At 61.2% G+C, this 25,609-nt stretch carries 20 protein-coding genes; 18 read left to right on the top strand and 2 right to left on the bottom strand.

The window, feature by feature from the left end; all coding sequences use genetic code 11:
* Positions 1-42 precede the first annotated feature (42 nt).
* The 12 genes from AC4PTB_RS18815 to AC4PTB_RS18870 all read left to right on the top strand — a co-directional run bounded on the left by AC4PTB_RS18815 (position 43) and on the right by AC4PTB_RS18870 (position 15,929).
* Complete coding sequence (locus AC4PTB_RS18815; protein WP_492192848.1) at positions 43-1,224, top strand: multiubiquitin domain-containing protein; 1,182 nt, start codon at positions 43-45, stop codon at positions 1,222-1,224.
* On the top strand, positions 1,221-2,615 hold the full coding sequence (locus tag AC4PTB_RS18820; protein ID WP_492192849.1) for a ThiF family adenylyltransferase: 1,395 nt from the start codon (positions 1,221-1,223) through the stop codon (positions 2,613-2,615). Before AC4PTB_RS18815 ends, AC4PTB_RS18820 begins: the two co-directional genes overlap by 4 nt.
* Positions 2,615-2,950: a ubiquitination-like system serine protease family protein gene (locus AC4PTB_RS18825; RefSeq protein ID WP_492192850.1), complete on the top strand. Its 336-nt coding sequence runs from the start codon at positions 2,615-2,617 to the stop codon at positions 2,948-2,950. The genes AC4PTB_RS18820 and AC4PTB_RS18825 overlap by 1 nt, the downstream gene beginning before the upstream one ends.
* An 870-nt stretch (positions 2,951-3,820) precedes the next feature.
* Entirely contained in the window at positions 3,821-4,144 is a 324-nt protein-coding gene (locus tag AC4PTB_RS18830; protein WP_492192851.1) for a DUF736 domain-containing protein, read from the top strand.
* Between the two features lie 317 nt (positions 4,145-4,461).
* Positions 4,462-5,688 (top strand): DNA (cytosine-5-)-methyltransferase, encoded by a 1,227-nt coding sequence (dcm, locus tag AC4PTB_RS18835; protein WP_492192852.1) that lies wholly within the window; start codon positions 4,462-4,464, stop codon positions 5,686-5,688.
* Between the two features lie 31 nt (positions 5,689-5,719).
* The gene (locus AC4PTB_RS18840) at positions 5,720-6,160 is read left to right on the top strand and encodes a very short patch repair endonuclease (protein WP_492192853.1); all 441 of its coding nucleotides are present in this window, start codon (positions 5,720-5,722) and stop codon (positions 6,158-6,160) included.
* 1 nt (position 6,161) lies between these two features.
* Complete coding sequence (locus tag AC4PTB_RS18845; protein WP_492192854.1) at positions 6,162-7,388, top strand: type II restriction endonuclease; 1,227 nt, start codon at positions 6,162-6,164, stop codon at positions 7,386-7,388.
* A gap of 265 nt (positions 7,389-7,653) precedes the next feature.
* Complete coding sequence (locus AC4PTB_RS18850; protein WP_492192855.1) at positions 7,654-11,967, top strand: strawberry notch-like NTP hydrolase domain-containing protein; 4,314 nt, start codon at positions 7,654-7,656, stop codon at positions 11,965-11,967.
* Complete coding sequence (locus AC4PTB_RS18855; protein WP_492192856.1) at positions 11,967-13,031, top strand: DUF7146 domain-containing protein; 1,065 nt, start codon at positions 11,967-11,969, stop codon at positions 13,029-13,031. The genes AC4PTB_RS18850 and AC4PTB_RS18855 overlap by 1 nt, the downstream gene beginning before the upstream one ends.
* Before the next feature lie 324 nt (positions 13,032-13,355).
* Complete coding sequence (locus AC4PTB_RS18860) at positions 13,356-14,282, top strand: DUF2493 domain-containing protein (RefSeq protein ID WP_492192857.1); 927 nt, start codon at positions 13,356-13,358, stop codon at positions 14,280-14,282.
* A 250-nt stretch (positions 14,283-14,532) separates the two neighbouring features.
* Positions 14,533-14,829: a hypothetical protein gene (locus tag AC4PTB_RS18865; protein WP_492192858.1), complete on the top strand. Its 297-nt coding sequence runs from the start codon at positions 14,533-14,535 to the stop codon at positions 14,827-14,829.
* A complete protein-coding gene (locus AC4PTB_RS18870) occupies positions 14,826-15,929 on the top strand; it encodes an ImmA/IrrE family metallo-endopeptidase (RefSeq protein ID WP_492192859.1) in 1,104 nt (367 codons plus the stop codon). Before AC4PTB_RS18865 ends, AC4PTB_RS18870 begins: the two co-directional genes overlap by 4 nt.
* On the opposite strand, the gene AC4PTB_RS18875 is transcribed toward AC4PTB_RS18870, so the two are convergent.
* Together AC4PTB_RS18875 and AC4PTB_RS18880 are read right to left on the bottom strand one after the other, a co-directional pair.
* Positions 15,930-16,862, bottom strand: a complete 933-nt coding sequence (locus tag AC4PTB_RS18875) for an alpha-glutamyl/putrescinyl thymine pyrophosphorylase clade 3 protein (protein ID WP_492192860.1) — start codon at positions 16,860-16,862, stop codon at positions 15,930-15,932.
* A gap of 8 nt (positions 16,863-16,870) precedes the next feature.
* On the bottom strand, positions 16,871-17,905 hold the full coding sequence (locus AC4PTB_RS18880) for a thymidylate synthase (RefSeq protein ID WP_492192861.1): 1,035 nt from the start codon (positions 17,903-17,905) through the stop codon (positions 16,871-16,873).
* A gap of 260 nt (positions 17,906-18,165) precedes the next feature.
* Here AC4PTB_RS18880 and AC4PTB_RS18885 point away from each other — a divergent pair, with 260 nt between their 5' ends.
* From AC4PTB_RS18885 to AC4PTB_RS18910, 6 genes are read left to right on the top strand one after another with little or no spacing between them, the layout of a single operon-like run.
* Entirely contained in the window at positions 18,166-19,410 is a 1,245-nt protein-coding gene (locus tag AC4PTB_RS18885; protein WP_492189570.1) for a tyrosine-type recombinase/integrase, read from the top strand.
* Positions 19,407-20,918 (top strand): hypothetical protein, encoded by a 1,512-nt coding sequence (locus AC4PTB_RS18890; protein WP_492189569.1) that lies wholly within the window; start codon positions 19,407-19,409, stop codon positions 20,916-20,918. Before AC4PTB_RS18885 ends, AC4PTB_RS18890 begins: the two co-directional genes overlap by 4 nt.
* Positions 20,911-22,722, top strand: a complete 1,812-nt coding sequence (locus AC4PTB_RS18895; protein WP_492189568.1) for a hypothetical protein — start codon at positions 20,911-20,913, stop codon at positions 22,720-22,722. Before AC4PTB_RS18890 ends, AC4PTB_RS18895 begins: the two co-directional genes overlap by 8 nt.
* Positions 22,723-22,741: 19 nt before the next feature.
* On the top strand, positions 22,742-23,161 hold the full coding sequence (locus AC4PTB_RS18900) for a coiled-coil domain-containing protein (protein WP_492189567.1): 420 nt from the start codon (positions 22,742-22,744) through the stop codon (positions 23,159-23,161).
* Positions 23,158-23,619 (top strand): hypothetical protein, encoded by a 462-nt coding sequence (locus tag AC4PTB_RS18905; protein ID WP_492189566.1) that lies wholly within the window; start codon positions 23,158-23,160, stop codon positions 23,617-23,619. Before AC4PTB_RS18900 ends, AC4PTB_RS18905 begins: the two co-directional genes overlap by 4 nt.
* 44 nt (positions 23,620-23,663) lie before the next feature.
* Positions 23,664-25,583: an AAA family ATPase gene (locus AC4PTB_RS18910; protein ID WP_492189565.1), complete on the top strand. Its 1,920-nt coding sequence runs from the start codon at positions 23,664-23,666 to the stop codon at positions 25,581-25,583.
* Positions 25,584-25,609: the final 26 nt, after the last annotated feature.

Genomic DNA, 25,609 nt, shown 5'->3' on the forward strand with positions numbered 1-25,609 from the left:
AATATCGGCCACACTGATAAGTTCGTCAAGCGAGCAAAGTTGATGCTTGACAAACTTAGCAAGCGTTCCCACTTTAGCGATATCGGTGATTGGCCGGAAAAGCTGGAGTGTGAAATGACTGAGTTGAGTGAAGACGCCGCGGATAGCGGAAAGCGCCGCCGCATCGAGGTTGCGGATGAAACCCTGACCTATCGAATCGTGACGATCGACGACTTGACGCCGACCGGCGCCCAGCTCGCCGCTGCGGCGGGCTTCAATCCGAAGCAGCACGCCGTTGTGTTGCAGGTGCTTGCCAACGGCGAGCTTGAGGATGTTCGCCCGAGCGAGACCGTGGACCTGAAGCATAACGATGGCCGGTTCGTGATCGTAGAGACCGATCGTGACTACTTCATCACGATTGATGGTAAGCGTTTCCAGTGGCCGTGCCGCATCGTCTCGGGCGCCATCGTTCGCAAGCTCGGCCAGCTGCCTGCTAGCGTCGCGATCTACTTGAAGCAGGCTGATGAACCCGATCGGGAGATCGATGATCATGGCTTGGTCGATCTGGATGGACGCGGGGTCGAAGCATTCGTAGGCCAGAAGCCCTCGTGGAAGTTCAATATCCAGGGTGTGACCATTGTCTCCGACACGCCGACCATCGTCGTGAGCGACGCGATGACCAAGGCCGGCTTCGATATCGGCCAGAGCTGGCACATCTTCCTGAAGGTGGCGGGTCAGGTGAAGCGCGAAGTCGCGTTGACCGATATTGTCGATCTGCGCACCCCTGGCATCGAGAAGATCCGGCTGACGCCAAAGGAAGTTAACAACGGTGAGGCGCATCCGGCACCTCGTCGTGACTTCGATGTGCTGGAGGTGGATGAAGCCTATCTCGATCGCACCGGTTATCGGTGGGAGACACTGATTGACGGGGGGAGGCGTTGGCTGGTCATCCACAACTATCCCGTTCCGGCAGGCTTCAGCGTTACTCAGACACGCCTTGCCCTTGAGATCCCGCCGACTTACCCAGCGGCCCAGATCGATATGTTTTACACCTATCCGCCGCTTGCGCTCGTGTCGGGGCGCGCGATCGATTGCACTCACATTCCGGCGACGATTCTGGGCGTTCCCTACAATGGCTGGTCGCGCCATCGTGGGCCGGGTTCGGAGTGGAATCCTTCGTCCGACAATGTCGTCACGCATCTGGCGCTCGTCGAGGCGGCGTTCTGCAAGGAAGTCGGGGAATGATCCCGACCTGGACGCTCAGCTTCGCCGGAGCGACGCGTGATTGCGTCCGTCGGCATCTCTTCCCTGGCGATGGCTGTGAGGCTGCGGCAATTCTTGTCTGTGCCCGCGTGCCGGGCCCTCGTCAGCGCCTCCTCGTCCGCAAAGCGGTCCTCGTGCCTTATGAGGACTGCGCGCTGCGTGAACCCGACCGCATCGTTTGGCCTGGTCTTTGGATCGAAGAGGCGATCGATCTGGCCGAGGCGGAGAATCTGACCCTCGTCTTGATCCATTCTCATCCTGGCGGCCTGTTCGACTTCTCCGAAGCTGACGACCAAAGCGACGCTCGGGTGATGCCTGGCCTGTTTGAGGCCCTCGGCTCGCTTCACGGTTCCGCCATCATGATCCCGGATGGGCGGGTGCGCGGGCGCCTGTACGCCCAGGACGGAACGTGCTGGCCGATCAATCTCGTGTCGGTGATTGGTGATGACATCGACCTGATCTGGAATAGCGAGTTTCCAAGGGCCAGATTCGCTGATCGGCCTGTCGCATTCACAAGCGGTATGACCCGCGAGCTTGGGCGCCTGCGTGCTGTCGTAATCGGGGTATCGGGCACCGGCTCGATCATAGGTGAACAAGCCGCCCGTCTCGGCTTCGGAAGAGTTGACCTGATCGACTTCGACCGCATCGAAGCACACAACTTGAATCGTATATTGAACTCCACCCAAGCTGATGTCGCTGAGCGCCGACTCAAGGTCGAAATGTTCGCTTCCGCAGTCGCCAGTCATCGCGGCGAGGGTGTCGCGACGGCCATACCGGCATCCATTGCGAGCCGGGAGGCAGTTCTGTTGGCCAGCCAAGCCGATGTACTGTTCTGCTGCGTTGATACGCTTGAGGCTCGCCAGATGGCGGACTTCATCTCTCAGGCGTTTTTGCTTCCACTCTTCGACATGGGAGTGGTGATCCCACTCCGCAAAGCGGCACGAGGCATGGCGATCGCTGATGTATGCGGTCGGGTGGACTACGTCCAGCCAGGCGGTTCCACGCTCTTGGATCGTGAAGCTTACTCACCCGCTAGTTTGCGCGCAGAGTACCTGCGCCACACTGCTCCCAGAGCGCACCAGGACGAACTCGAAGCCGGTTACATCAAAGGCGCGATAGAAGAGGCCCCTTCAGTGATCACGCTCAATATGCGGGTCGCCTCGGCAGCGATGAATGAGTTTATTGCGCGAGCTTACCCTTTCCGCTTGGACCCCAACGGGAACTATGCCCGCACAGAGTTCAGCTTGGCTGCCGGTGAAGAAGAGTTCACCGCGGAAGGCGCATTTCCCAGTTCTAGTCTTGGCCTCTTGGCGCGCGGTGACCTGGAGCCGCTGCTTGGCCTTCCACTGTTCAAGCCGCGGAGGGCGGATTGATGATAAACGTTCGGAAGTGGTGGCGCGACGTTTGGGCACGGTTCGGACCCGCGCGGCGACTGGTTGTGATCGAAGGGGACAGTCTGCCTCATTCTATGCCACACCGTGATCTCGTACTGGCGCGCGAAGACGACGAGGATTGGTGCGTCGGCATGCGCTGCCCTTGTGGTTGCGGTGACATCATCGAACTCTTGGTCATCGCCGAGGCCAAGCCTCGCTGGGACATTCGTTTGGATCGAGAGGGCAGGCCGACATTGTCTCCCTCCGTGTGGCGCAAGACTGGATGCCGGTCGCACTTTTGGGTGCGGCGGGGTCGGGTACAATGGTGCGATTAACTTCGGCGCTAGAGATCGCTTCAATTCCTTCCCGCGGATTTGGGTAAACCTTCCCTCCGGATCATGGGGACGACTGTAGGAAAGGGGAAGCGAGCGGCCCAAGTCACTCTCGGATACAGTTCCGGCTCCGCTCAGCCTAGATTATTTTCGACTAGGGTGCAGGCGTCGGGAACGGCTGCTAGGTCCGCATTGCCGCCATCTCCTTAAGGTCTTCGATGCGCGGTGCTTGCGCGACGGCCTTCGGCTCTTTCGACGATCCTTTGCCTTGGCTATCACGGTTGCGGTAACGGAAGTGGATGGGAGGCTCAGCAGGAACCCTCACCTTCCTCGTCATCATCGAGGTTTGTACAGTTCAGTGTCCCAATACTCGGACTGAGCCGCTAAGCTCAGTCGCGGTACTGTTCGAATTTCGTCCGTGGCACTGCCATCACGCTGGCAGATCTTGACCCGGCGGAGGAGCGGTGTGTGGCGCAAGGCAGCAGGGCAGGGGGGATGCGCATACTGGCCTGATGCCAGCCGAGGGGTTTCAAACCGCCGGCAGTGCCAGTCCTGTCTCTCCTGCCGGGCCTTCAGGGTCGCCTTGATCTCCTCTCCCCGTCTGTCCCAGCCCCCGCGTCCAAACGGCCTCTGGTGATGGGCTGATCTGCCCGAAGGACGGCTTCGCCTCGACCGCTTTGGTGCAACAGCGTCGTCACAACTTTCTTCCCCTGCCGGTGCAGGCACCGTCATTCCTCGCGAGGCAAGAAAGTTCCTCCTGTGCTGTCCAGCCCCCACGAGGGTGGGGGTGCGCCATCGGTCGCCTCCGGCCTCTTCGATCGCCATCGAGGCCGCAAGGACGCGGGCCCGAAACAGAGCAAACGGAGAAAGATCATGGCGACCATCGGCACCTTCAAGAAGACCGGCACCGAATACACCGGCGAAATCTTCACCCTCAGCCTGCAGGCAAAGAGCGTGCGCCTCGTCCCCGACCTGCGGGCCTCGGGCGAAAACGCGCCCTCCCACCGGGTCCTGGTCGGCCGCGCCGAGATCGGCGCCGCCTGGACGAAGAAGTCGAACGAGGGCCGCGAATACCTCGGCCTGAAGCTGGACGATCCGAGCTTCGCCGCCCCGATCTATGCCAACCTCTTCGATGACGAAGACGGCGAGGGCTCGACCCTCATCTGGTCCCGCCCCAACTCCCGCCGCGGCGACTGATCGCCAAAGCAAAGGCCCCGGTCGAAAGACCGGGGCCAAAGCGACAGTTCGGTCGCGGTGATCTTTGCCGTAACCGGTCAACAGCAGGCAATCCGACCGATCCAGGCAGCCGTCGGCCTGATGTCGACCGAAGTCGATTTCGCCCGGGTGGTCTCAAAAGGCAAAGGGATCGGTGAGCGGACAACCCTGCATTCTGGCGAAGCGCCTCAGCTTGGCGGCTCCTTCCATGTTCACGGTTAGAAAACCCCCTCAATGTTCTTGCTCTATGTGGCGATATCCGCCATTGTGTCAGAAAAATTCCCAGAGGATGACAACCGATGGCCGCAGACTTTTCGACACTTCTGGCTCAGGCCGGATACACCGTGCCTGAAGCAGCTCACGTCCTCGGCTATTCTGAGGGGCACATCTACCGCTGGAAGCGCGGAGAGGAAGCACCGCGGGAAAGCGTCCTTCGGCTCCTGAATATGGAAATCGAGCGCAAGCGCAAGGCTGCCATCGGCGAAAAGAATTTCACCTTCATCGACCTCTTCGCTGGGATCGGAGGGCTGCGGCGCGCGATGGAGGGCGCCGGTGGGCGCTGTGTTTTCACGTCTGAATGGGACAAGTATGCCCAGCAGACCTACATGGCGAACTTCCCTGACAACCATCTTCCTGCCGGTGACATCCGTCAGGTCGATGAGAACGACATCCCCGCGCATGACGTTCTTGTCGCCGGGTTTCCTTGCCAGCCCTTCTCGATCGCAGGCGTCTCAAAGAAGAACGCCCTCGGCCGCGCCCATGGGTTTGCCGATGAAACTCAGGGCACGCTGTTCTTCGATGTGCTGCGCATCCTGAAGCACCACCGCCCCGCTGCTTTCCTTCTTGAGAACGTCAAGAACCTGAAAAGCCATGACAAGGGTCGGACCTTCGAGGTGATCCGGCGCAAGCTCACCGAGGAGTTGGGCTATTCTCTTGAAACACGGATCATCGATGCAGGTCACTTTGTGCCCCAGCATCGCGAACGCATCGTTATGGTCGGTTTCCGCGAGAAGACGGGGTTCAACTTCGATGATGTCGTGCTGCCGGTCTATGGGTCGAAGCGCATGAAGCACATTCTACATCCGGAAAACGGGACAGAAGAGGTTGAGGGGCACTTCACGCAAGGCCCCGATGCTCTGGTCAACGAGAAGTACACATTGACCGACAAGCTTTGGGCCTATCTGCAGGACTATGCAAAGAAGCACCAGGCCAAGGGCAATGGGTTTGGCTTCGGGTTGGTGAATGGCGAAAGCATCGCGCGCACGCTGTCTGCCCGGTACTATAAGGACGGGTCCGAGATCCTGATCAGCAGGGGGCCTGACAAGAATCCGCGACGTTTGACGCCGCGTGAGTGCGCGCGGCTGATGGGGTATCCCGAGGAATTCCGGATTCCTGTTTCAGACACTCAGGCCTACAAGCAATTCGGGAACTCGGTTGCCGTGCCAGTTTTCGCAGAAGTGGCACGGGTAATGGCCCCGCATATTCAGGCGCTGATGGCGGCTGAGCCGCTCAAGAAAGTTGGCTGACGTCCACGACAGAGCGACCCGTAGCCGTAACATGGCCGCGATCCGGTCGAAGAATACCAAGCCGGAAATCCTGATCAGGCGCGCGCTGCATGCAAAGGGTTTCCGGTTCAGGCTGAATCAACAGTCGTTGCCGGGCAAGCCTGACCTCGTGTTTGCAAAGCATCGGGCGGTGGTCTTCGTCAACGGGTGCTTCTGGCACGGCCACGACTGCCCGATGTTCCGGTGGCCGGCGACACGTGAGGCTTTTTGGCAGAAGAAGATTGCCGGAAATATCGCGCGAGATGCGGCAAATTTTGCGCTGCTCAAGGGGGCCGGATGGCGTACAGGTGTAGTTTGGGAATGTGCGGTAAGGGGCAAGCACCGTCTGCCGCTGGAAGAGGTGATTGACAGTCTGAGCGTCTGGCTTTCCTCTGAAGGTCAGTTCCTTGATCTGAGATCGCGGAATCGGGACGAGGAAAGAAAGCAGGTCTAATTTGGCGGGCAGAGGGTATCTCTCGGGCTATTTTGCCGGGGCGGGAGCAAAGGTCCTTCGGGGCACAGAAGTCGATCCCGCAGTTTCAAGAGGTCATGAATTCCAGGGTGTCGATATCTTTCGTGCTTTTGTTGGAACACCCGACGAGAGCGAGAAGATCCCGATCACCTATATCTGGATGGACGACGAACAGGAGGCTCCCCTTCGGCTGGAGCTGACGGGAACCTGGTACAACAGTCGCAAGCAGCAGCCGCACCGGACCCCGGAATACCGGCTTTACTATCCGGCTGCAGCAGAGGGAGTGGTCTACAAGGCGAAGGCCGGAGACACCCTTTTTCTGTGCATGACGGCCGAGCGCAAAGTGCTGGCCATCTTGTGCCCGTCGGGAAGCTCTGCCGAACAGAAGCTGCTTTGGCTATTCGGGCTGCAACTGACAAACGATTACGAACTCAGTCAGCGTGATCTCGGAGCGGATGGCGGCAGAGGTATCGATCTTGCCGCCAAATTCATCCTCGAGGAGTTAGGGATCGAAGCCCAAGAGCCGGAGCCCGATGCGCTCGGCCTTCTCATCGAGAGATTTGGGTCGACCTTTCCAGGCACGGTGGCGTTTTCTGAGTTCGCGCGAAAGACGATCAAAGGCATTGACCCGCGCGATGATCCCGATGGGGCGCTCGTTGCATGGATGGACCACGAAGAGGCCCTGTTCCGGCACATGGAGCGTATCGTCGTCGCGGAGCGCCTTCGGACGGGGTTTCTCGATGGAGAGAAAGCGGACGTCGATGGCTTCCTTTCATTTTCGCTGAGCGTTCAGAACAGACGAAAATCCCGTGCCGGGTTTGCCTTCGCCCATCATGTGGAAGCCCTGCTGAAGTCGTGGCAGATCAGGTACAAACGTGAGGCTACGACTGAAAAACGCAATGCTGCCGACTTCCTGTTCCCTGGCGAGGCGGAGTATGCGGATCCCGCGTTCCCCGTGGCATCGCTCAGGATGCTTGCGGTGAAGACGACTTGCAAAGACAGATGGAGGCAAGTTCTGGCTGAAGCGGACCGGATCACCAGCAAGCACCTCCTGACCTTGGAGCCGTCAATTTCCAGGACACAGACCGCCGAGATGCAGGCGCAGTCGCTACAACTGGTGCTACCGCGCAGCCTCCATGAGACCTTTCATCCGGAGCAGCAGCCCTGGCTCATGCCGGTAAAAACGTTCCTCGGCCTAGTGCAGGGGTAGGTAAGCTCTGCTGCGAACAAGTTCATGCGTCGAGAGAATTTCTAACCGGGGTGCTTAGTTCAAAGGTGAGACTGGCACCCCCCGGCCTTCTGCCGGGACCGGGCCCTCGTCCTTCGGACTGGAGCCAGCGGTCGCTGTCTCCCCCCATTCGGGCGACTGTCCCTGGCGCGGAAGAGGGAGAGGAGGGCCGGAACGGGTTTAGTCCCGGCGGTTGAGAGAGCGCTGACCGGGGCTGACCCCGGTTCAGGCTCTCGAGGTTTCCAATATGAACGATTTGTCCCCGGCGGTGCAGGCGCAAGCGCCCACCGCCTCCGCCATTCTGTCGGCCGCCCGGATGCTGCAGGCCCCGCTCGAGCGCGGGCAGCGCATCGACGCGAATGCCCTGCGCGGCATCATGGAGACTGCCTTCGGCGGCTCCGATGCGTCCGGCCTCTGGGACTGGAAGGCGGGTTACGAGGCCTGCGAAGCCGCGACGGTCCTCTTCCTGCGGAAGTTCGGTCCGGCCATCTTCCGCAAGTCAGATACGCCTGCAGCGCGTCTGGCCGTGCTGTCGAAGATCACGGGCCTCTTGCCCACCCAGACCCGCCGCTCCGAGGAAAGCCAGGCGCTGCAACAATTCTCCACCCCGGTGACCCTTGGGCTGGCAGCTCTGACCGCCGCCGCCATCACTCCGCAGGACATCGTTCTCGAGCCCTCGGCGGGCACCGGCCTTCTCGCAGTGCTGTCCGAGGTCGCGGGCGGTCAGCTGATCCTCAACGAGCTCGCCGCTACCCGCGCCGACTTGCTCGCCTCTCTCTTTCCGGGCCTTCCTGTTGCCCGCTTCGATGCGGCGCAGATCCATGACCATCTGGACGGAGCGGCTATCCCGTCCGTCGTCTTGATGAACCCGCCCTTCTCGGCGATGGCGAATGTCACGGGGCGCGTGCAGGACGCAGCCTTCCGCCACATTGCCTCGGCCCTGGCGCGCCTTGCACTCGGTGGCCGACTCGTGACGATCACCGGCGCGAACTTCGTCCCCGATCAGCCCGCCTGGCGCGATGCTTTTGCCCGCTTGCAGGGGGTCGGAACGGTGGTGTTTTCTGCGGCGATTGATGGCGCGGTCTATGCCCGCCATGGCACGACGTTTTCGACGCGGCTCACGGTGATCGACAAGATGCCTGCGGCCGATCCCACCCACTTTCCGGCGTCGTCGGGCATGGCGCGGGATGTCGCGACACTCCTCGGCTGGATTGAGGCGCAGGTTCCACCGCGCCTGACCGTCGAATTGCCAAAACCTCCCACATCGCCGCTACCTGCTGCTGCGCGCTCGGTTCGGGGCTATCCCGCTCGCGGTTCGTTGAGCGCAGCTGCTCGTCTCCCAGCGAAGACGGCGAATGCCGTCGATCTGGTCTACGACGCGATCGACGCAGAGCCGCCCGAGACCGCGCGCCTGTCCGATGCGATCTATGAAGAATACCGGCTTCAGTCGATCTCTATCCCCGGTGCCGTGCCGCACCCGACCAAATTGGTGCAATCGGCGGCCATGGCCTCGGTCGCGCCGCCGCGCCCCTCCTATCGGCCAAAGCTCCCGTCTGACATCTCTGCGCGCCTTTCTGACGCGCAGCTTGAGACGGTGATCTTTGCCGGGGAGGCTCATGCCGACCATCTGGCCGGCGCCTGGACCGTCGATGCGACCTTCGACAAGGTCAGCGCTGCGGCCGACGGGGATGCCGGCGCAGTCCGCTTCCGCCGCGGCTTCATGTTGGGCGACGGCACCGGGGCAGGGAAAGGCCGTCAGTCGGCTGGCATCATCCTCGACAACTGGTTGCGCGGGCGGCGCAAGGCGGTGTGGATCTCGAAATCCGACAAGCTGATCGAGGATGCGCAGCGTGACTGGTCGGCCCTCGGACAGGAGCGGCTCCTCGTCACACCACTGTCGCGCTTCGCCCAAGGCAAGCCGATCACCCTGTCGGAAGGCATCCTCTTCACCACCTATGCGACGCTCCGATCGGACGAACGGGGCGAGAAGGTCTCGCGCGTCCGACAGATCGTCGATTGGCTCGGGCGCGACTTCGACGGGGTCATCATCTTCGATGAAAGCCACGCCATGCAGAATGCCGGTGGCGGCAAGGGCGAGCGTGGCGATGTCGAGGCCTCGCAGCAGGGCAGGGCGGGCTTGCGCCTGCAGCACGCTCTGCCTGATGCCCGCGTCGTCTATGTCTCGGCGACCGGGGCCACGACAGTGCACAACCTCGCCTACGCGCAGCGCCTTGGCCTCTGGGGCGGCGAGGACTTCCCCTTCGCCACCCGGGCCGAATTCGTCGAGGCCATCGAAGCCGGGGGCGTTGCGGCCATGGAGGTCTTGGCCCGTGATCTGCGTGCCCTCGGCCTCTATACGGCACGGTCGCTCTCCTATGACGGCGTCGAGTACGAGTTGGTCGAGCATCAGCTGACCGACGAGCAACGTCGCATCTATGATGCCTATGCCGGGGCTTTCGCGGTTATTCACAACAATCTCGATGCGGCGATGGAGGCCGCCAACATCACAGGTTCAGACGGTACGCTGAACCGGCAGGCCAAGTCGGCCGCGCGATCAGCCTTTGAATCCACCAAGCAGCGCTTCTTCGGCCACCTGCTGACCAGTATGAAAACCCCGACCCTGATCCGGTCGATCACGGCGGACCTTGCGGTGGGTCATGCCGCGGTCATCCAGATCGTCTCGACGGGCGAGGCACTGATGGAAAGGCGGCTCGCCGAGATCCCGACCGACGAATGGAATGACCTGACGGTTGATGTCACTCCCAGGGAGTACGTTGGCAGCTACCTCCAGCACTCCTTCCCGGTTCAGCTTTACGAGCCCTTCTCGGACGGCGAGGGCAACCTGTCGTCGCGCCCCGTGTTCCGCGACGGCCAGCCGGTGGAATGCCGCGAAGCGGTGCGGCGGCGCGACGAGATGCTGGAGCAGCTTGGTTCGCTACCGCCGGTGCCCGGCGCGCTCGATCAGGTGCTCCAGCACTTCGGGACGGAGTTTGTGGCGGAGGTGACGGGCCGGTCCCGCCGCATCATCCGCAAGGGCGACGGCGCTGCCGCGCGCCTCGCGGTCGAGAACCGTGCTCCATCGGCCAATCTGGCCGAGACCGCCGCCTTCATGGATGACCAGAAACGCATCCTGATCTTCTCCGATGCTGGCGGCACCGGGCGCAGCTATCACGCCGATCTCGGGGCGAAGAACCAGTGCCTGCGGGTCCACTACTTGCTCGAGCCCGGCTGGAAGGCGGACGCGGCCATCCAGGGCCTTGGCCGCACCAACCGGACCAATCAGGCGCAACCGCCCCTGTTCCGGCCGATCTCCACCGATGTGAAGGCGGAGAAGCGGTTCTTGAGCACGATTGCCCGTCGGCTCGACACGCTCGGCGCCATCACCCGCGGCCAGCGGCAGACAGGAGGGCAGGGTCTGTTCCGGCCAGAGGACAATCTCGAGAGCCCCTATGCCCGCGACGCCCTGCGCCAACTCTACCTGCTGATCGTCCGCGGCAAGATCGAGGGCTGCTCGCTGCAGCAGTTCGAGGCGGCGACCGGCCTGAAGCTGATGGATACCAACGGCATCAAGGACGACCTGCCGCCGATCACCACCTTTCTGAACCGGCTCCTGGCGCTGACCATCGAGCTGCAGGGCATCCTCTTCTCTGCTTTCGAGCAGCTTCTGGAGGCTCGGATCGACGGGGCCATGGCCTCGGGCACCTATGACATCGGGCTGGAAACCCTGCGGGCCGAGAGCTTCACCGTCACCGACCGTCAGGTGATCTACACTCACCCAACGACCGGGGCCGAGACCCGGCTTCTCTCCATCACGGAACGCCGCCGGAACCTGCCCCGCCTGCTGGATGAGGCCCTGGGCGAACTCGACGATCCCCGCGCGAAACTCTTGATCAATGAGAATTCTGGCCGGGCAGCAGTACAAATCCCGACGACCAGCATCATGCTGGATGACGGCGATATCGAGCGCCGCGTCCGGTTGGTCCGTCCCTCGGAAGCGCAGAACATCGCAGTCAGGCTGATGGGCGGCACGAATTGGGTCGAGACCGATCGCCCAACCTTCGCCGCCGCCTGGAACGCCGAGGTCGCCGACGTGCCCGAATTCACCGAGAGCACCCTGCATGTCGTCTCGGGTCTTCTCCTCCCGGTCTGGAAGCGCCTGCCCCAGGACGAAACCAGGGTATACCGTCTGCAGACTGATGATGGCGAGCGGATCATCGGGCGCAGGGTCTCTCCTGCCTGGGCCGCCACAGCGACCGGGGCAGGGGTGGCGAGCCTCACGCCCGAGCAGGCCTATGCGGCGTTGACCCTCGGCAAGACCATCCTCGATCTTGCCGAGGGCCTGCAGCTCCGCCGTGCCCGCGTCATGGGCGTGAACCGGATCGAGCTGACCGGCTTCACTGAAGGCATGCGCGACCGCCTGCGGGCTTACGGCCTTTTCAGCGAGATCATCTCGTGGAAACTGCGGTTTTTCGTGCCGGTTGGGACGGATGGAGCGGGAGTGCTTGCCAAGCTCTTCAACCTCTGGCCTATCTCCCGCATTTCTGAGCGCGAGGTTGCCTGATGTCCCGTATTGATGCCGCAGAACTGGCGGAGCGCCTTGGTGAACAAGCCGAAGATGTCTGCCGCCACTATCTCTCGAACGGGCGGAGGCAGGGCAATTACTGGCTGGTCGGCGATGTGCGCAACGCCGCCGGCCGTTCGATGTTCGTCCGCCTCAAGGGGCCAACTGCGGGGAAGGGCGCGGCTGGTAAATGGCAAGATCCGGCCGAAGGAAGCCACGGCGACCTTCTCGACGTGATCCGCGAATGCCTTGGGCTCAGCGACTTCCCCGATGTTCTCGAGGAGGCCCGGCGCTTTCTCAGTCTTCCGAGGCAGGACCCCGCACCGAAGACCACGACACCGAAGCAATTAGCCGCACCAACTGGATCTTCTGAAGCGGCACGTCGGCTCCTGAGCATGTCCACTCCGCTCAAAGGCTCACTGGCAGCCATCTATCTGCGGGGCCGGGGCATCACCGATCTCCGCGACACGAGCGCCCTCAAATTCCACCCCAATTGCTACTATCGGGGGCAGGGCGAGGATCAGACCGAGACCTGGCCCGCCATGATCGCCGCCGTCACCGACCTCGACGGCAAGGTCACAGGCGTGCACCGCACATGGCTCGCACGCGATGGCAGCGGTAAGGCACCTCTCGACACGCAGCGGAAAGCGATGGGGGAACTCCTCGGCCGCGCGGTTCGGTTCGGCGGGACCAAAGAGGTCATGGCAGCAGGGGAGGGGATCGAGACCGTGCTTTCCCTCCGTCAGGCTCTGCCAAAGATGCCGATGGTTGCCGCGCTCTCGGCCGGACACCTCGCAGCCCTCCAGTTTCCGGCACATCTGCGCAGGCTCTATATCGTCCGCGACAACGATCCCGCCGGGGATGGTGCAAGGGATAGCCTGATCGCCCGGGCGCATGAGGCTGGCATCGAGGCTCTGACGCTGTCGCCCATGGCGGGGGATTTCAACGACGATCTCACCACCCGCGGTCTGGACGCGATCAGGGCGCATATCCGGGTGCAACTCGCCCCCGAGGACGTCAGCCGTTTCTCAGGAACCGATCCTCTGATGCGGCGAAGGGGGTGATCGGGCAGGGTTCGACCTCCTCATGGGCGAACGAGGATGCGGTTTCCTCATCGGGACCGCGCCTCGGCCTTTGAGAGGGCGAGCGGCCCATAAACGGTCCGGTCAGGCAATGGCGGCGCCCGACTATTTTCCGCCGGCGGCGATCCACCCCACGCGACAGGTCGCGCGGGGACCCCGTCTCTCCGCCTTTGCATCGCGAGGCAAAATAGTCGGGCTTGGCCATCAGGGCCCTCGCAAGAGGCTCGGGCTGCCAGACCGGACCGCCCATGGGCTTTTCGTCGCCAGAAGGCCGCGACGGACGCGGTCCAGACGAAGGAGCATCCCATGTACGCCCACGACGAGTTCGAACCCGATCACGCCTCATCGCCCACCGATCACGCGATCGAAGCCCTGCAACTCTATGGCTACCGTCCGGGTGCGGACGAGGCCGATCCCCGGATCACGCCCGAGGATCACGTCATCCAGACCGCCGTCGCCGATATCTTCGACGCCCTCATCGCCACCATGGCCGACACGAGCCTCGATGCCGACCTCAACGAAATCCTTTGGTCGACCGTCAACACCTTCCACCGCGCCGCCGAGCGGATCGAGACCAGGCTCGACGACAACGAGCAGGCGCAGAAGCGCCTCCAGCGCGAGCAGGACGGCTCCGAGGTGAAATCGGTCCAGCTCGAAACCCTGATCGACATCGGGCGGAGCCTGATCGACCGGCGGGAAAGCCTGGAACTCTTCCGTGAAACCGCTGCTGACCTTTACCTCAGGACCACCGGCACCCACTGGTCACCGCGCTCGGGCTCGCGGACCTGCCATCGCCATCTGACCGCCGCGATGATCGACAGCCGCGACTTCATCGCCGCCAAAAAGCGCGCCGAGACGGAGAGCCTGGTGCCACCCGGACCCAAGGTTGCCTTCTCGGGAGGGGACACCACCGATCACCGGATAATCTGGGACCGTCTCGATCAGATCCACGCCAAGCACCCCGACATGGTGCTCTTGCACGGTGGATCACCTAAGGGCGCCGAGCGCATCGCGGCCACCTGGGCCTCCAACCGCAAGGTGCCGCAGGTCGCATTCAAGCCGGACTGGACCAAACACGCCAAGGCAGCGCCCTTCAAGCGCAACGATCAGATGCTGGACTGCATGCCGATCGGTGTCGTGGTCTTCCCGGGCACGGGCATCCAGGACAACCTCGCCGACAAGGCCCGCAAGATGGGCATCCCGGTCTACCGCATGGCGACGGGCAGCGCGTGAGCGCTGCCTAACTCTTCTGCGGCAGGATTGCTTGACCTGCGCCTCTATAATGGCGCGATCGGCTCTTCGCGCCTCACCACCCAAAAGTGTCTCTGGGCAGAGGAATACGCTCGACAGCTGTGTGCATTCTCCTTACCCTCAGATCCAAGATGTAGAGGTTGGATCGATATGTTGTGGCAAGGCATCGGACAGTTGCATCCTATGCGTAGCTGGTGGATCGTGCTTGGAACCAGGATTTCAAACTGATGCGATGAGAAAGATCGCCCTAAGCAAAGCTTATGCGGTTCGGAAGTTGGGTGACGCTACCGCACACAGCTTTCACGTACTTTTGCGGGACTTGGTCGATGCGGCTGATTTTTCTGAGGTGCCCATCTTCCCAGATCGCGTGTCGATAGGCGCTCGGGTGCTACTAGAATATTCGGTTGTGCCGTCAGTGGTGCTTGAAGTCGAGCCGCGCATGAGAGATGTAGCCCGCAAAGAAGACTGGGGGCGGGCGCATCGGTTCTGCCTTATGCGTATTCTTGACGGTAACAGGGTGATAGCATGACCTTCGAGCCTGACTGGGCCATCCCTCCAGGCGACACCATCGCCCGCCTGATGAGCGTCAGAGAGCTTGCCGCCGATGAACTAGCGATCGAGCTTGGCCTCCAATCTGACGAACTGGAAGATCTACTGTCTGGGACGTATCGGATTTCGGAAGCAACGGCCAAGCGTCTTTCTCAGTGCTTGGGTTCGACGCCCGATTTCTGGATCCGAAAAGATCAATCCTACGTTCGCGAAGCCGCACGCGTTTCTAGTGACAGCAATGATGATGGGGCGACTTGGCTCCGCACTCTGCCCGTCGCACAGATGCGGAAGTTTGGATGGATTTCTAATGCAATCCGCAAAGAGGACTTAAGGACTGAAGTCTTAGCGTTCTTTGGAAGCGAGAACCTAGCGCAGTGGAAAGCGGTATATACATCCGGTCTTGATGTTGTCTCTTTTCGGACATCCTCATCGTTTGAGTCTAACGATCACGCCACTTTGGTCTGGAAACGCGTCGGTGAGATTCACGGGGAAAACCAAGATTTATCAAGTTTCGATAAGAGCTCTCTTTTGGAAGCGATGAAGAGCCTAAAACGGCTTGGCTTTGTCAAATCTCCAAGTGACTTGGTCGAGCGAATTCGTGTGCGCCTAAATGCTTGCGGTGTCGCTTTTACCACAGCGCGCGCGCCGACCGGTTGCCGTGCTAGCGGCGCCACATGGATGCTCGACAGGGGCAATCCTATTATTCATTTGAGTTTTCGTCATTTGTCAGACGACCACTTTTGGTTTACGCTTTACCATGAAGCGTGCCATGTTTTACTCGGTCATGGCGAGCACGTAGCCTATGACACAGACAGAACATCCACACAGATTGCTCGCGATGAGAAAGAGGCCAACGAGATGGCATCAGAGTTGTTAGTTCCTAGCGAGATTTGGGACGATCTCCTCCGCAAGAAACCGAATGCAGACAATGTAATGTTAGCCGCGCGATCAGCCAAGGTCGCGGTTGGCGTCATAGTGGGCCAGTTAGAGAAGGCAGGAGTTGTTCCTCATGGTAAGCTATCCTTCCTAAAGAAGCGGTTTTCTTGGGACGCCGACGCGCTGGTTCCAGTCGCCCGGTAGTTACCCGCGGAAATGTACAAAAACGCTCGGGCTCTTTTGCCAATTGCAGATGCTGTCTTCGAGCGGTTGCTTCCCAACCTGAAGATAATCGTCGAGGCGGTCAAACGCGGCCTGAAGCTGCTTTCCTGTTCGTGGATAATCGGTCCGTCCGTGAAAGAGAAGGCGCGCTCCCCTGAGTGGACCAGTAGCGCCGTCTAGGTACGTAGACCCAGGAGAAACGGGAGCAAGATCGAGCTTGCCGATCATAGTGAGGAAGTCAAACGCCCCAAGACGCCCGAACGAATTTACTGACCTGACGGAGCGATACATCTCGTCGAAGGCTGCTTCCGGGTTCTGTCCGCTTTTCACATGCACGTTCCGAACGAGCTGAGAAAAGGAGCCGTTAGCAAAGAGCCAATGAGACATTTCGTCGAAAGTTCGGGCAATTGCGTCGGGTTGACGGGAAACATACTGACGATGGTTCGAGTAGCGTCCCGCGCGGGACGCATCGTTCAAAATCGCCCCATTTCGCTGAAGCATTTGTTCAAAAGTCTGCTTATTCGCCAAATAGTTGGCGCTCGTCCAGGTTGGGCCCTGCCCGAAGGAACCGTAGACATTAGCAGCCAGTTTCCATCTATCATGGGCATGCTTCCCGAAGTGCGTAGCTATGAAGCACAGCCAAACGGCCTCATCAAGTTGGCCCTGACGATTGAGAAGGTGGGATGCCGTTATCGGGTCGAACAATGCGTGGTGAGGGTCCATTCTTCCGATGGAATGTCTGCGCGACTTGAGCACCGAAATGAATTCCGTTCGGCGAAGGCTCGCGATCAGCTGTAGGATCAGTGTGTCCGTCGCGCCTTGCGCTGCCAGTCCAGGCAACGGTCCATGATCCGCCTCGTAAGCTGTGAGGGCAGCTCGGAGCGCTTGCTGTCGGTCGGCACATCTTCTGACCATGTCGAGGCTTACTTTCCCAGAGTTTCGAGCTTGTCTCGGATATATAGTGCAAAATCTTGCTGATGAAGCCCATCAAGGTACCTTTGGATGCAGGCCCGTCGTGCTTCGACTGGTTCGTCCTTCATGTGTTGGATAGCGCCGTGCACCCGAAGCAGTGAGACGATGTCCTGCCAGTACTTTGGCGTCACGGGATCAAGCTCGAAATCGATGTTACCTTTCCTAATAGCCCTTTCTGCCTCGAGGACCCTGGTAATGTATGGCCAAGGATTGCCCTGAGGCATTGGTGACATCGCTCTCTTGGAAAAAAGACCTTCGTCGATGTAGGCTTGCGCATCGGCGCGATGGTCGAGTTTACCCGACCCAGGGATCGAGGCGTCAGGATCTGCGTACAAGTGCATGCTGCCAACCGAGTGGAGGTAGCTACCAAGGCCCACGCCGATTTCACGTGCGGCGATTTCTTGCAGCATCGTGAAGGCAAAGATGTCGTGGGGCAGTCCCAAATAGACATCATTTGAGCGCATGTGCACCATCATGTGTAGCGTCCTTCGACGCACGACAAATTGGATACTGCACGTGCAGGGCCTGTCCTTTGTGTCTGTTAAGAAATCGCTTGGGGAGGCTATTTGCAGGACTGCATTTCGGGTTCCCTGATTTCGCTCCGACTTTAGTCGCCTGATGGCACGGGACCACTGGCTTGATGACTGATCCGCGAGGGTCTTGAAAACTCGTGGACCATACGCACCGTTGAGAGTCTGACCGTCGTCTGAAGCGGCCGTGTAGCCCTTAATATAGTAGGCGATTTGGTCCAAATTATTGGATCCGGATAAGTACCAAAGGAGCTCGCCTAAGGCGCTGAATACTCTTGAGCGGCCTTGGGATCGGCTGAGGCGCGCCCGCGGATTGGAAAGCTCAAGGCCTACACCAAAAACCTCTAGACTCCGGCCTTTTGTCGAGCTGACTTCTTCGACGCCTTTGTCTTTGAGGAGACGAAGATAGGTCTCACGCAGCAGATCGTCGAAGGTTGCCTTCTTGAGATGAAACATGTCTGACAATCTTGTTGGCTGATGGCCTTACTGATAACCCATGCGCAAGCGTATGTCATCGCCAACGGCCGCAGTTGTCGGAAAGAAGAGCATCGCTTATATAACTGCCCAAACATCAGCCGTTCCCCGATTTTGACCGAACAAATTACATAATCTCTCTTATCAGAATCTCACCACGAAAAGCGGTAGTTTTGCCCTCTTAGTGACGTGATTGCATGAGCTTGCCGAATGTGTTCTTATTTCGTTCGGAGGCGCGCCGAATGTCTTATGTTCCCCCTGCCACGAACCGGTATTTTTGTCGCGTACAGCGCTACATCCTCGCGGATGGCGAACGCTTTGTCACCGTTATCGACGATGCCGGCGCGCCGGCATACTACCCGACGGCGCTGGCTCTCTCGCGGCGTTCACATGGCCACTCGTCAGAGACCATGGGCGCGGAAGCCTCAGATCTGGTTCACCTCGGGCTCTGGGCGCTTCGGGAGCGCATCGACCTGAATGCGCGGCTCGAGGCTGGCGAGTATTTCGGTCTGGACGAGATTGAGACACTGGCGGAAGCCTGCGGGCTGAAGACCGCGGCTCTGCGACGGATCACTTTGCCCGAGGTAACGGAGATGCGCCGCGGTCTCACCATGTCGAAGGCCGACATCGTCAGTAATACCTTGAAGTGTCGGCGCTTGGCGACGGCTGCCCGCTATTTCGATTTCGTTGGGCGCATGTCCGAGGCCCATCTTCGAAAGCGTTCGCTGGAGCTCGCCGAGCGGATTGTCGCGCGCAAGGATATGGCCGCTCGCATAGCGGTTCACCAGCCAAGGATCCAGTCCTCGCGGATCAGAAACATTATACAGGCTGCCGATCTAGCTCGCGTTGCCGCTTTCGCTGCCGCGGGCGACCCCTTCGACGTCTGGAAGACGGAAGCGATGGCGCGGCGCAACTGGGCCCTCGTCTGCCTATTGGTGGCATCCGGCATTCGTCAAGGTGAAGCACGGCAGTTAAAGCCCGAGGACATTGATCTTGCAGCCTGCGAGATCCGGGTGGAGCGACGGCATGACGATCCGGAAGACCCGCGGACCCGTGAGCCTAATGCAAAGACCCTCGACCGGATCGTGCCCTTCGGCCCCACTGTTGCGCAAGCGCTGGAGGACTACATGTTGGGCCCGGGAAGCGACGCGGCAGAGAAGCGCGGTTCGCCCTTTGTCTTCCTGAGCCACGACAACTGTACACATGGGACGCCAATCTCCGATCGCACCGTCGGCCGAGTGGTCCACGAACTCGGACAGCATCTCGGAATCGAAGGACTGACGCCACACCACCTTCGGCATGGCTGGATTCAGAACCTGGCCGACTGGGCAATTGCAGCCCGGATCAGCGCCGAGGACTTCGCGCGCTTCGCCAACTTCCTTGGCGGTTGGTCCTATCTGAGCAAGATGGCTGCTGAATACCGAGGCGATCACTTGACCGAAGCCGCTTTCAAGGCAGGACTCCGAGTTCAGGAGAGCCGTTCGTGAAATTTCCCACGACTTTGACGCCTGTAGTTCGGTCTGAATATCGGCAAGCGTTTGCCTCGGATGGCACACCGTTCGATCCCGAGCAGGATTTCTGGGCATTCCGCACCCTCAGCGGTGCCGTCAATATCGACTTTACCCTATTGAGAAATAGCCTGTCGGACGACCTGCTCACGTCCGCGAAGCGATTGATGAGTACCATGGTCGGCACCCGAAATCTCAAAACAGTCGATGCAGCCTTCCGCCAGTTCAGAAACCTTGTTCTGTTTGCACAGCAACGTCGCGATGGGCCGGTCGAAGAGATCGACGCGGAGGATGTCGCTCACTGGTGCGCGCGCGGCAACGTCGCGCACCTCGGACAGCTTCGTATCCTTACAGAAACCTGGAGGACGCTGAAGCTGCCCGGAATCCTGCCAGAGACGCACGACTTCATCGCTCAGATTCGGGTGCCACCGAAGAATGACAAGGATGCGGTGCGCACATGGGACCCCGATGCTGGGGCCTATCGTCCTGCCGAGGACGCGGCGCTGAAAGCGGCGCTCGACGCAGCATTCAACTCGGGCCAGGTCGACCTGTACGATTATACGGTGGTGCGGATGTTCCGTGGCCTTGGAATGAGGCCAGCACAACTTGCGGCCATGAAGGTATGCGACCTACGGCGCAACGGAGAGCGCGTCGAGGTTCGGATCCCGCTTCTGAAACAGCGTGGGATTCCGGAGCGCGGCGCGTTCATGCCGTGGAAGCCAATCACCCAGGGGCTGGCGGATGTGCTGTTCCTTCATATCGAGAGCAATGTCCTGTCTCGTTTAGCCCACGGACAGGATCCGGAAGACGCGCAACTCTTCCCACCAAAACGCATGGTCGTCGCTGTCTCATCTGGGTTGGAACACCATCAAGGTAAAAGCGGCATACAGAAAGTCTTCGTGAGGCTGTTTGCCCGCCTCGCTGTGGCGAGCCCAATCAGCGGCCGCATATTGGTCGTGAACCCGCAGCGTGAACGGCACACGGTACTGACCGGTCTCGCCATGAACGGCTGCAACGCTCTGGAGATCGCCGCCAACGCCGGCCATTCCAGCCCCGAAAGCTGCCAAGCTTATGTGGACGCGGGGATCGATCACTTCCAGCGCATGGAGAGACTGGTCGGCGAGGCCTTCATCCCGATTGCCGACCGGTTCCTTGGGAAGATCGTGCGGGAGGCGAAAGACCGACAGGCGCAGCAATATCCGGATGCGGTGCTTCGCGATAAGGACCTGACCGGGGTCGGATCTTGCGAGATCGGTGGTTGTCAGGCAATCGACGCCGGAGTGGCTCCGATCGCCTGCTACACCTGCCGCAAGTTCAGGGCTTGGGCCGGGGCACCACATGAGTCCTTGCTGGCGGCCCTTCTCGCCCGGCAGAGCGAATTGATCGAGGCCGGCCACGCCGAAGTGGCCGAGGCCCGTACCGCGACGATCGTGGCGATCATGGACCTTCTGGAGGCGATCAAGCAACAGGAGGTCGCTGATGGCTGAGATAATTACGTTCCGCCCGCGCGGTGAGGACTGCGACGAAAATCTTGTCGACTATGTCGCGGCCGCGAGGTCCCTGCCCTTCATGGCGGCCTCCGCCATCGTCTGGGAGGCTCCGGCGTGGGACCTGACGGGTCTCGCAAAGCCGGAGCGTGTTAACGCGCCCACTTATGTAACTTTTGCAGGTGGCCGTTCAAAGGGGCCGGACCTGACTGGTGCGTTCGGAGCCTTCGCTCGCGCCTATGTCGCCTTCAAGATTGCGGAAGAGTTCGGCCGAAAGCGCCAGATCGGGAAATATACCAAGCCGGTCGTGATGATGCGCGTACTGGCGGCGGTGATGCTGGAGGCCGGGGTTAACGAGCCTGCCGATGTCACGCCGGCCTTCTTAGATGCCGCGATCGACCGCATCCGCGCGGAAGGCGGCGAACCCTATGGTGTCGAACAGCGCGCGAAGGCGCTTGAATGGGTAGCGCAGGCGCTGAACGCGGCGGGCGTGGTCCGGTCGCCATTCGAGTGGTCGAGTGGCGGGCGGCGCTTTTCCATGGAATCCCGCCTCAGCGCCTACGACGACGACCGCACCTTCAGCCGGGACGAGCTCGAAGCCGTGACCGAGGCTTTCGTGAACGCCCAGACGCCGCGTCAGCAGGTCACTACCGCCGTGCTCGCGTTGCTCTGCTGCGCCCCGGCTCGCATCTCGGAAATCCTTGAGCTGCCAGTGGATTGTGATGCGGTGCTCGATCCTGGCGACGGCTACCAAGCGGGTTTGCGCTGGTGGCCGAAGAAGGGTGGCGCGCCTCAGATCAAGTTCATACCTAAGGCGATGGTGGCAGTTGCGCAGGAGGCACTCGCGCGCATCAAGCTCCATACCGAGCCCGCCCGTCGCCTCGCGCGCGCCGCGGCCGCAGGCGAGGCGAAGTTTGGGAAGACGCCAAAGGACTGGCCGTTCCTCCCCGGCGACGCGCACATCCCTTACGAGCGGGCGCTGATGGTGGCGCATCCGCATAGCATCTTCGTGACGGTCTCGGACGCAGGACGGCTCGATCGCGTGGAACCGATCACCTACCACCAAATCATGGCGGCACTTCAGGGTTTTCCGGGCGAACCTTCCACCTCCATCTTCGAGGAGATGGGAATCCGCTTGCCGGACGGCTCGCCGCTGATCGTGAATACCCACAAGCCTCGCCACTACCTTAACACGCTCGCCGCCAAGGCCTCGGTGCCGCCTGCCGACATCGCGCTCTGGTCCGGACGAAAAAGCCTTCGGCAGAACAGCACCTACGACCACGAGACCGCCCGAGAACTGTTGACACGGATCCGCAAGGCGCGCGACATTGAGAGCCTTGCCCCGATCCCGATTGACAGCGAGACCGCCTTCGATATCGCCCAGATTAAAGAGACCGCGCACACCACGCCCTTCGGTTGGTGCCTGCAGTCCCTGCGGCAGAACCCCTGCCAGATGTTCGGGGAGTGCCTGAACTGCACCCATCTGGTTTGCATCAAGGGGGCCGATGTCAAGCTGGCGAACATCCGACGGGAACTGGAGCGCGAGCGTCAGTTGCAGGCTCGGGCGCGGGAGCGGATCGCTGGGGGCCTTCGCGCCTCGCCGCGCTGGATGGAGACCTTCGATCGCAAGATTGCCCGTCTCGAACAGCTGGTCGCAATCCTCGAAAGCGCTGATGTGGTCGATGGCTCACCCATCTTGGTGGCTAAGATGGCACCCACACCACAGTTTGATCCGGTGGCACCGGGGAAATCTTTGGCGCGGATCCGAACGGTCCCGTACCACTCGGGGCCTATCGATGAGTAGGCTGAGACCCAACCGCCACATGAGCGCGGCCGAGATTGCGATGACCGCGGACTGGATCATCGGCCGATCGGACGTGCCATCATGGCCAGAGGTGCGGACCTTCGTCCTGAAAGAATTTGGCATTGAGCGGGCCGTGGAGGCACTGCGCCGCATTCCGGATCTGAAACAGGCGCGCCTCGCCAAGTCGGAGGCCCCTCGCCAGCGTGTCCTGGGACCGCGCCCGACCACGCGTAAGATCGACGCCCTTCAGGCACACATCGACCGCCTCGAGGCCGAGATCCACCGTCTCGAGGCCGAGAACCGAACGCTTCTCGAACGAAATCTTCGGCTTATCAACGGGGCCCGCGTGCGGCAGATCCCGGAGGGCGATCTCGACCGGCCGCTTGCCCCGATCAACCGCAACCCGACGACGCCCAGGACGCGTGGAGGCCGGACATGACCGGGAAATCGTCACTCAACATGGCCCGGGAGTACGAGGCGCGACTCGAGCACTACCTTGCCCATGTCGAGGCCCTGCCCGTGCGCAACGGTAAGTTGAATGTATCGGCCGTGGCCGTCGCCTGTGGCTTTGACCGCCAGATCCTCTACAAGAACCGAAACGCCCGTGCCATGATCGAGGCGGCGGTAGAGGCCAAGGGACTGACCGGCATCGAGGAGGCAGGAGCCGACAGCACTGTAAACAATTCCCCCGAGGCCATGGTCCCGCTGGCACGTCTACGCGAGGAGCAGCGCCGGGTTGCCCTCCTCGAACGGCGCCTCAGCGAGATGACCGCACGCAACGCGGCACTGCGCGCCCGCATGCGGCAGCAGTGCCTGATTGAGGAACACCTTATCACCGCTGGTCGCCGCTCCCGCCCAACGGGCGCCGGACCGCTCTTTGAGGACCTCGGCGAGTGACCCGATCTCCGAAGCGTCAAGATCAGTCCACCAGCATCATCCCGATGCCGAAACTCCACGGCGCGCTCGCGAACTTCATGGCTGCGGACAGCGATTTCCGCGGGATCGGCACGGCGTTGGCGGCGCGGCTCGCCGATCGCTTTGGACGTTATCTGCGCGACGCCTTGGCTGTTCGGGATCCCGGCATCATCGAGATCCTAGGGCACGATCTGGCCGAGACGACCTTCGCTGCCTTCGACGTTAAGGCACCGGAGGCCGATCTTCTTGACTGGCTGGAGCGAAACGGGGTGGTCGAGGCCGTCGGAGTTCTGACCGCGATCCGGGTTGCCCGGTGCTGGGGTGGCGAAGGGGTCGAGGCTCTCAGGGAGAACCCCTACCTCCTAACTGCTTTCTTGCCTTGGCGCAGGGTCGAGCAGATTGCGACGGCCCTTGGCATCGCGCCAGACGATCCGCGGCGCGCAGTGGCGGCGGTCGAAGCGGTGCTCTACGCCGCGCTGGACCGGAACGATACATTCGCGGCGGAACGCGACGTCGAGGCGGGCGTCGCGAAGCTCCTCAATAGCGCAGCGGCGCCCGCCGGACACCCCGCGCTGTCGGCGATCAACGCCGCGGTGGAGAGCGGCGGAGCCTGTCGGCTTAGCGATGGCCTGCAGCCGTTCGGAGCTGCGGTGATGGAAGAGTTCATCGCCCGCACCATCACCGACTGCCTACGCTCTGAACCTTATCACGACCTGGTGGTTCCGAAACCGGACCCGAAGCTGGTCGAAGCCCGAATTGAGGCCTTCGACGCCAGTCAATTCCATCCCCTTACCGACAGGCAGAAAACGGCGATCCGGACAGCGCTTTCCCAACGGGTGATGGTGCTCGGCGGATATGCCGGTTCGGGCAAGACCACGTCTCTCCGCGGCATCTGTGACCTCGCGGAGTCTTTCGGCCGCTCCCTGCACCTGATGGCGCTCTCCGGTCGCGCAGCGCAGCGCATGGCCGTTGCGACCGGCCGTCCGGCCCGAACCATCGCCGGCTTTCTTCAATCCATGGCGCGCTCCGACGCCGAAGCGGTGCCGCCGGGCGCCATGGTGATCGTCGACGAAGCGTCGATGCTCGACCTGCCGACACTGTGGCGGATCCTGAAGGTGCTAGGAGACGCCAACCTTATGCTGGTGGGAGATCCGGCCCAGTTACCCCCGATCGGCTTCGGCCTGACATTCCACGTGTTCTGCCAGACCGAGCGCATACCTCATGTGGTGCTGAATCGGGTCCTTCGTCAATCTGATGCGAGCGGCATCCCCTCTGTTGCCGAGGCAGTGCGGCTGGGAAAAACCCCTGCCCCCGCAACCTATGAGGGGATCCGCCCTGGCGTCTCCTTCATCCCCACCGCACCCGAATACGCGATTAGCGTCATCAGCGAGATCGGACGGGATCTGCGATCCTCGGGTGCCGACTCCAGCGACACCCAGATCATTGCTCCGGTCAAGGCTGGACCGGCCGGAATAGACGCCATCAATCGTCACTTCCATGAGTTGCGCCGGCGCGCCACCGACGGCGCCCTCTTCCCCGGTCGTAGCGACATTGCCGAGGGCGATCCGATCATCTGGACACGGAACGACTGGGACCGGGAACTCATGAACGGCTCGATGGGCCGCGTCCAGTCGGTGATCGACGGCATCGGACACGTCACGCTGGATGGCAAACCGTTCGAACTCGATGCAGCCGACGCGGACAACGTAGAACTGGCCTATGCCATCTCGGTCCATAAGGCCCAGGGGTCTCAGTGGCGGCGCGTCATCATTCCGGTCTTCCCATCCCGCCTCTTGGACCGGACACTGATTTACACGGCCATCACGCGTGCGACGGAACAGGTCATAATATTGGGTGATCAACGTGTCTTCGCGACTGCTATAGAGAACCTTCCTTGTTCCACCACACGCTCCACCGGGCTGGATAAAAGACTGCAGCAGGCATAGGTTTTGCGCTAGGGTTAGATTCTGAC

The organism is Rhodobacter sp. 4.3.4 (assembly GCF_058724655.1).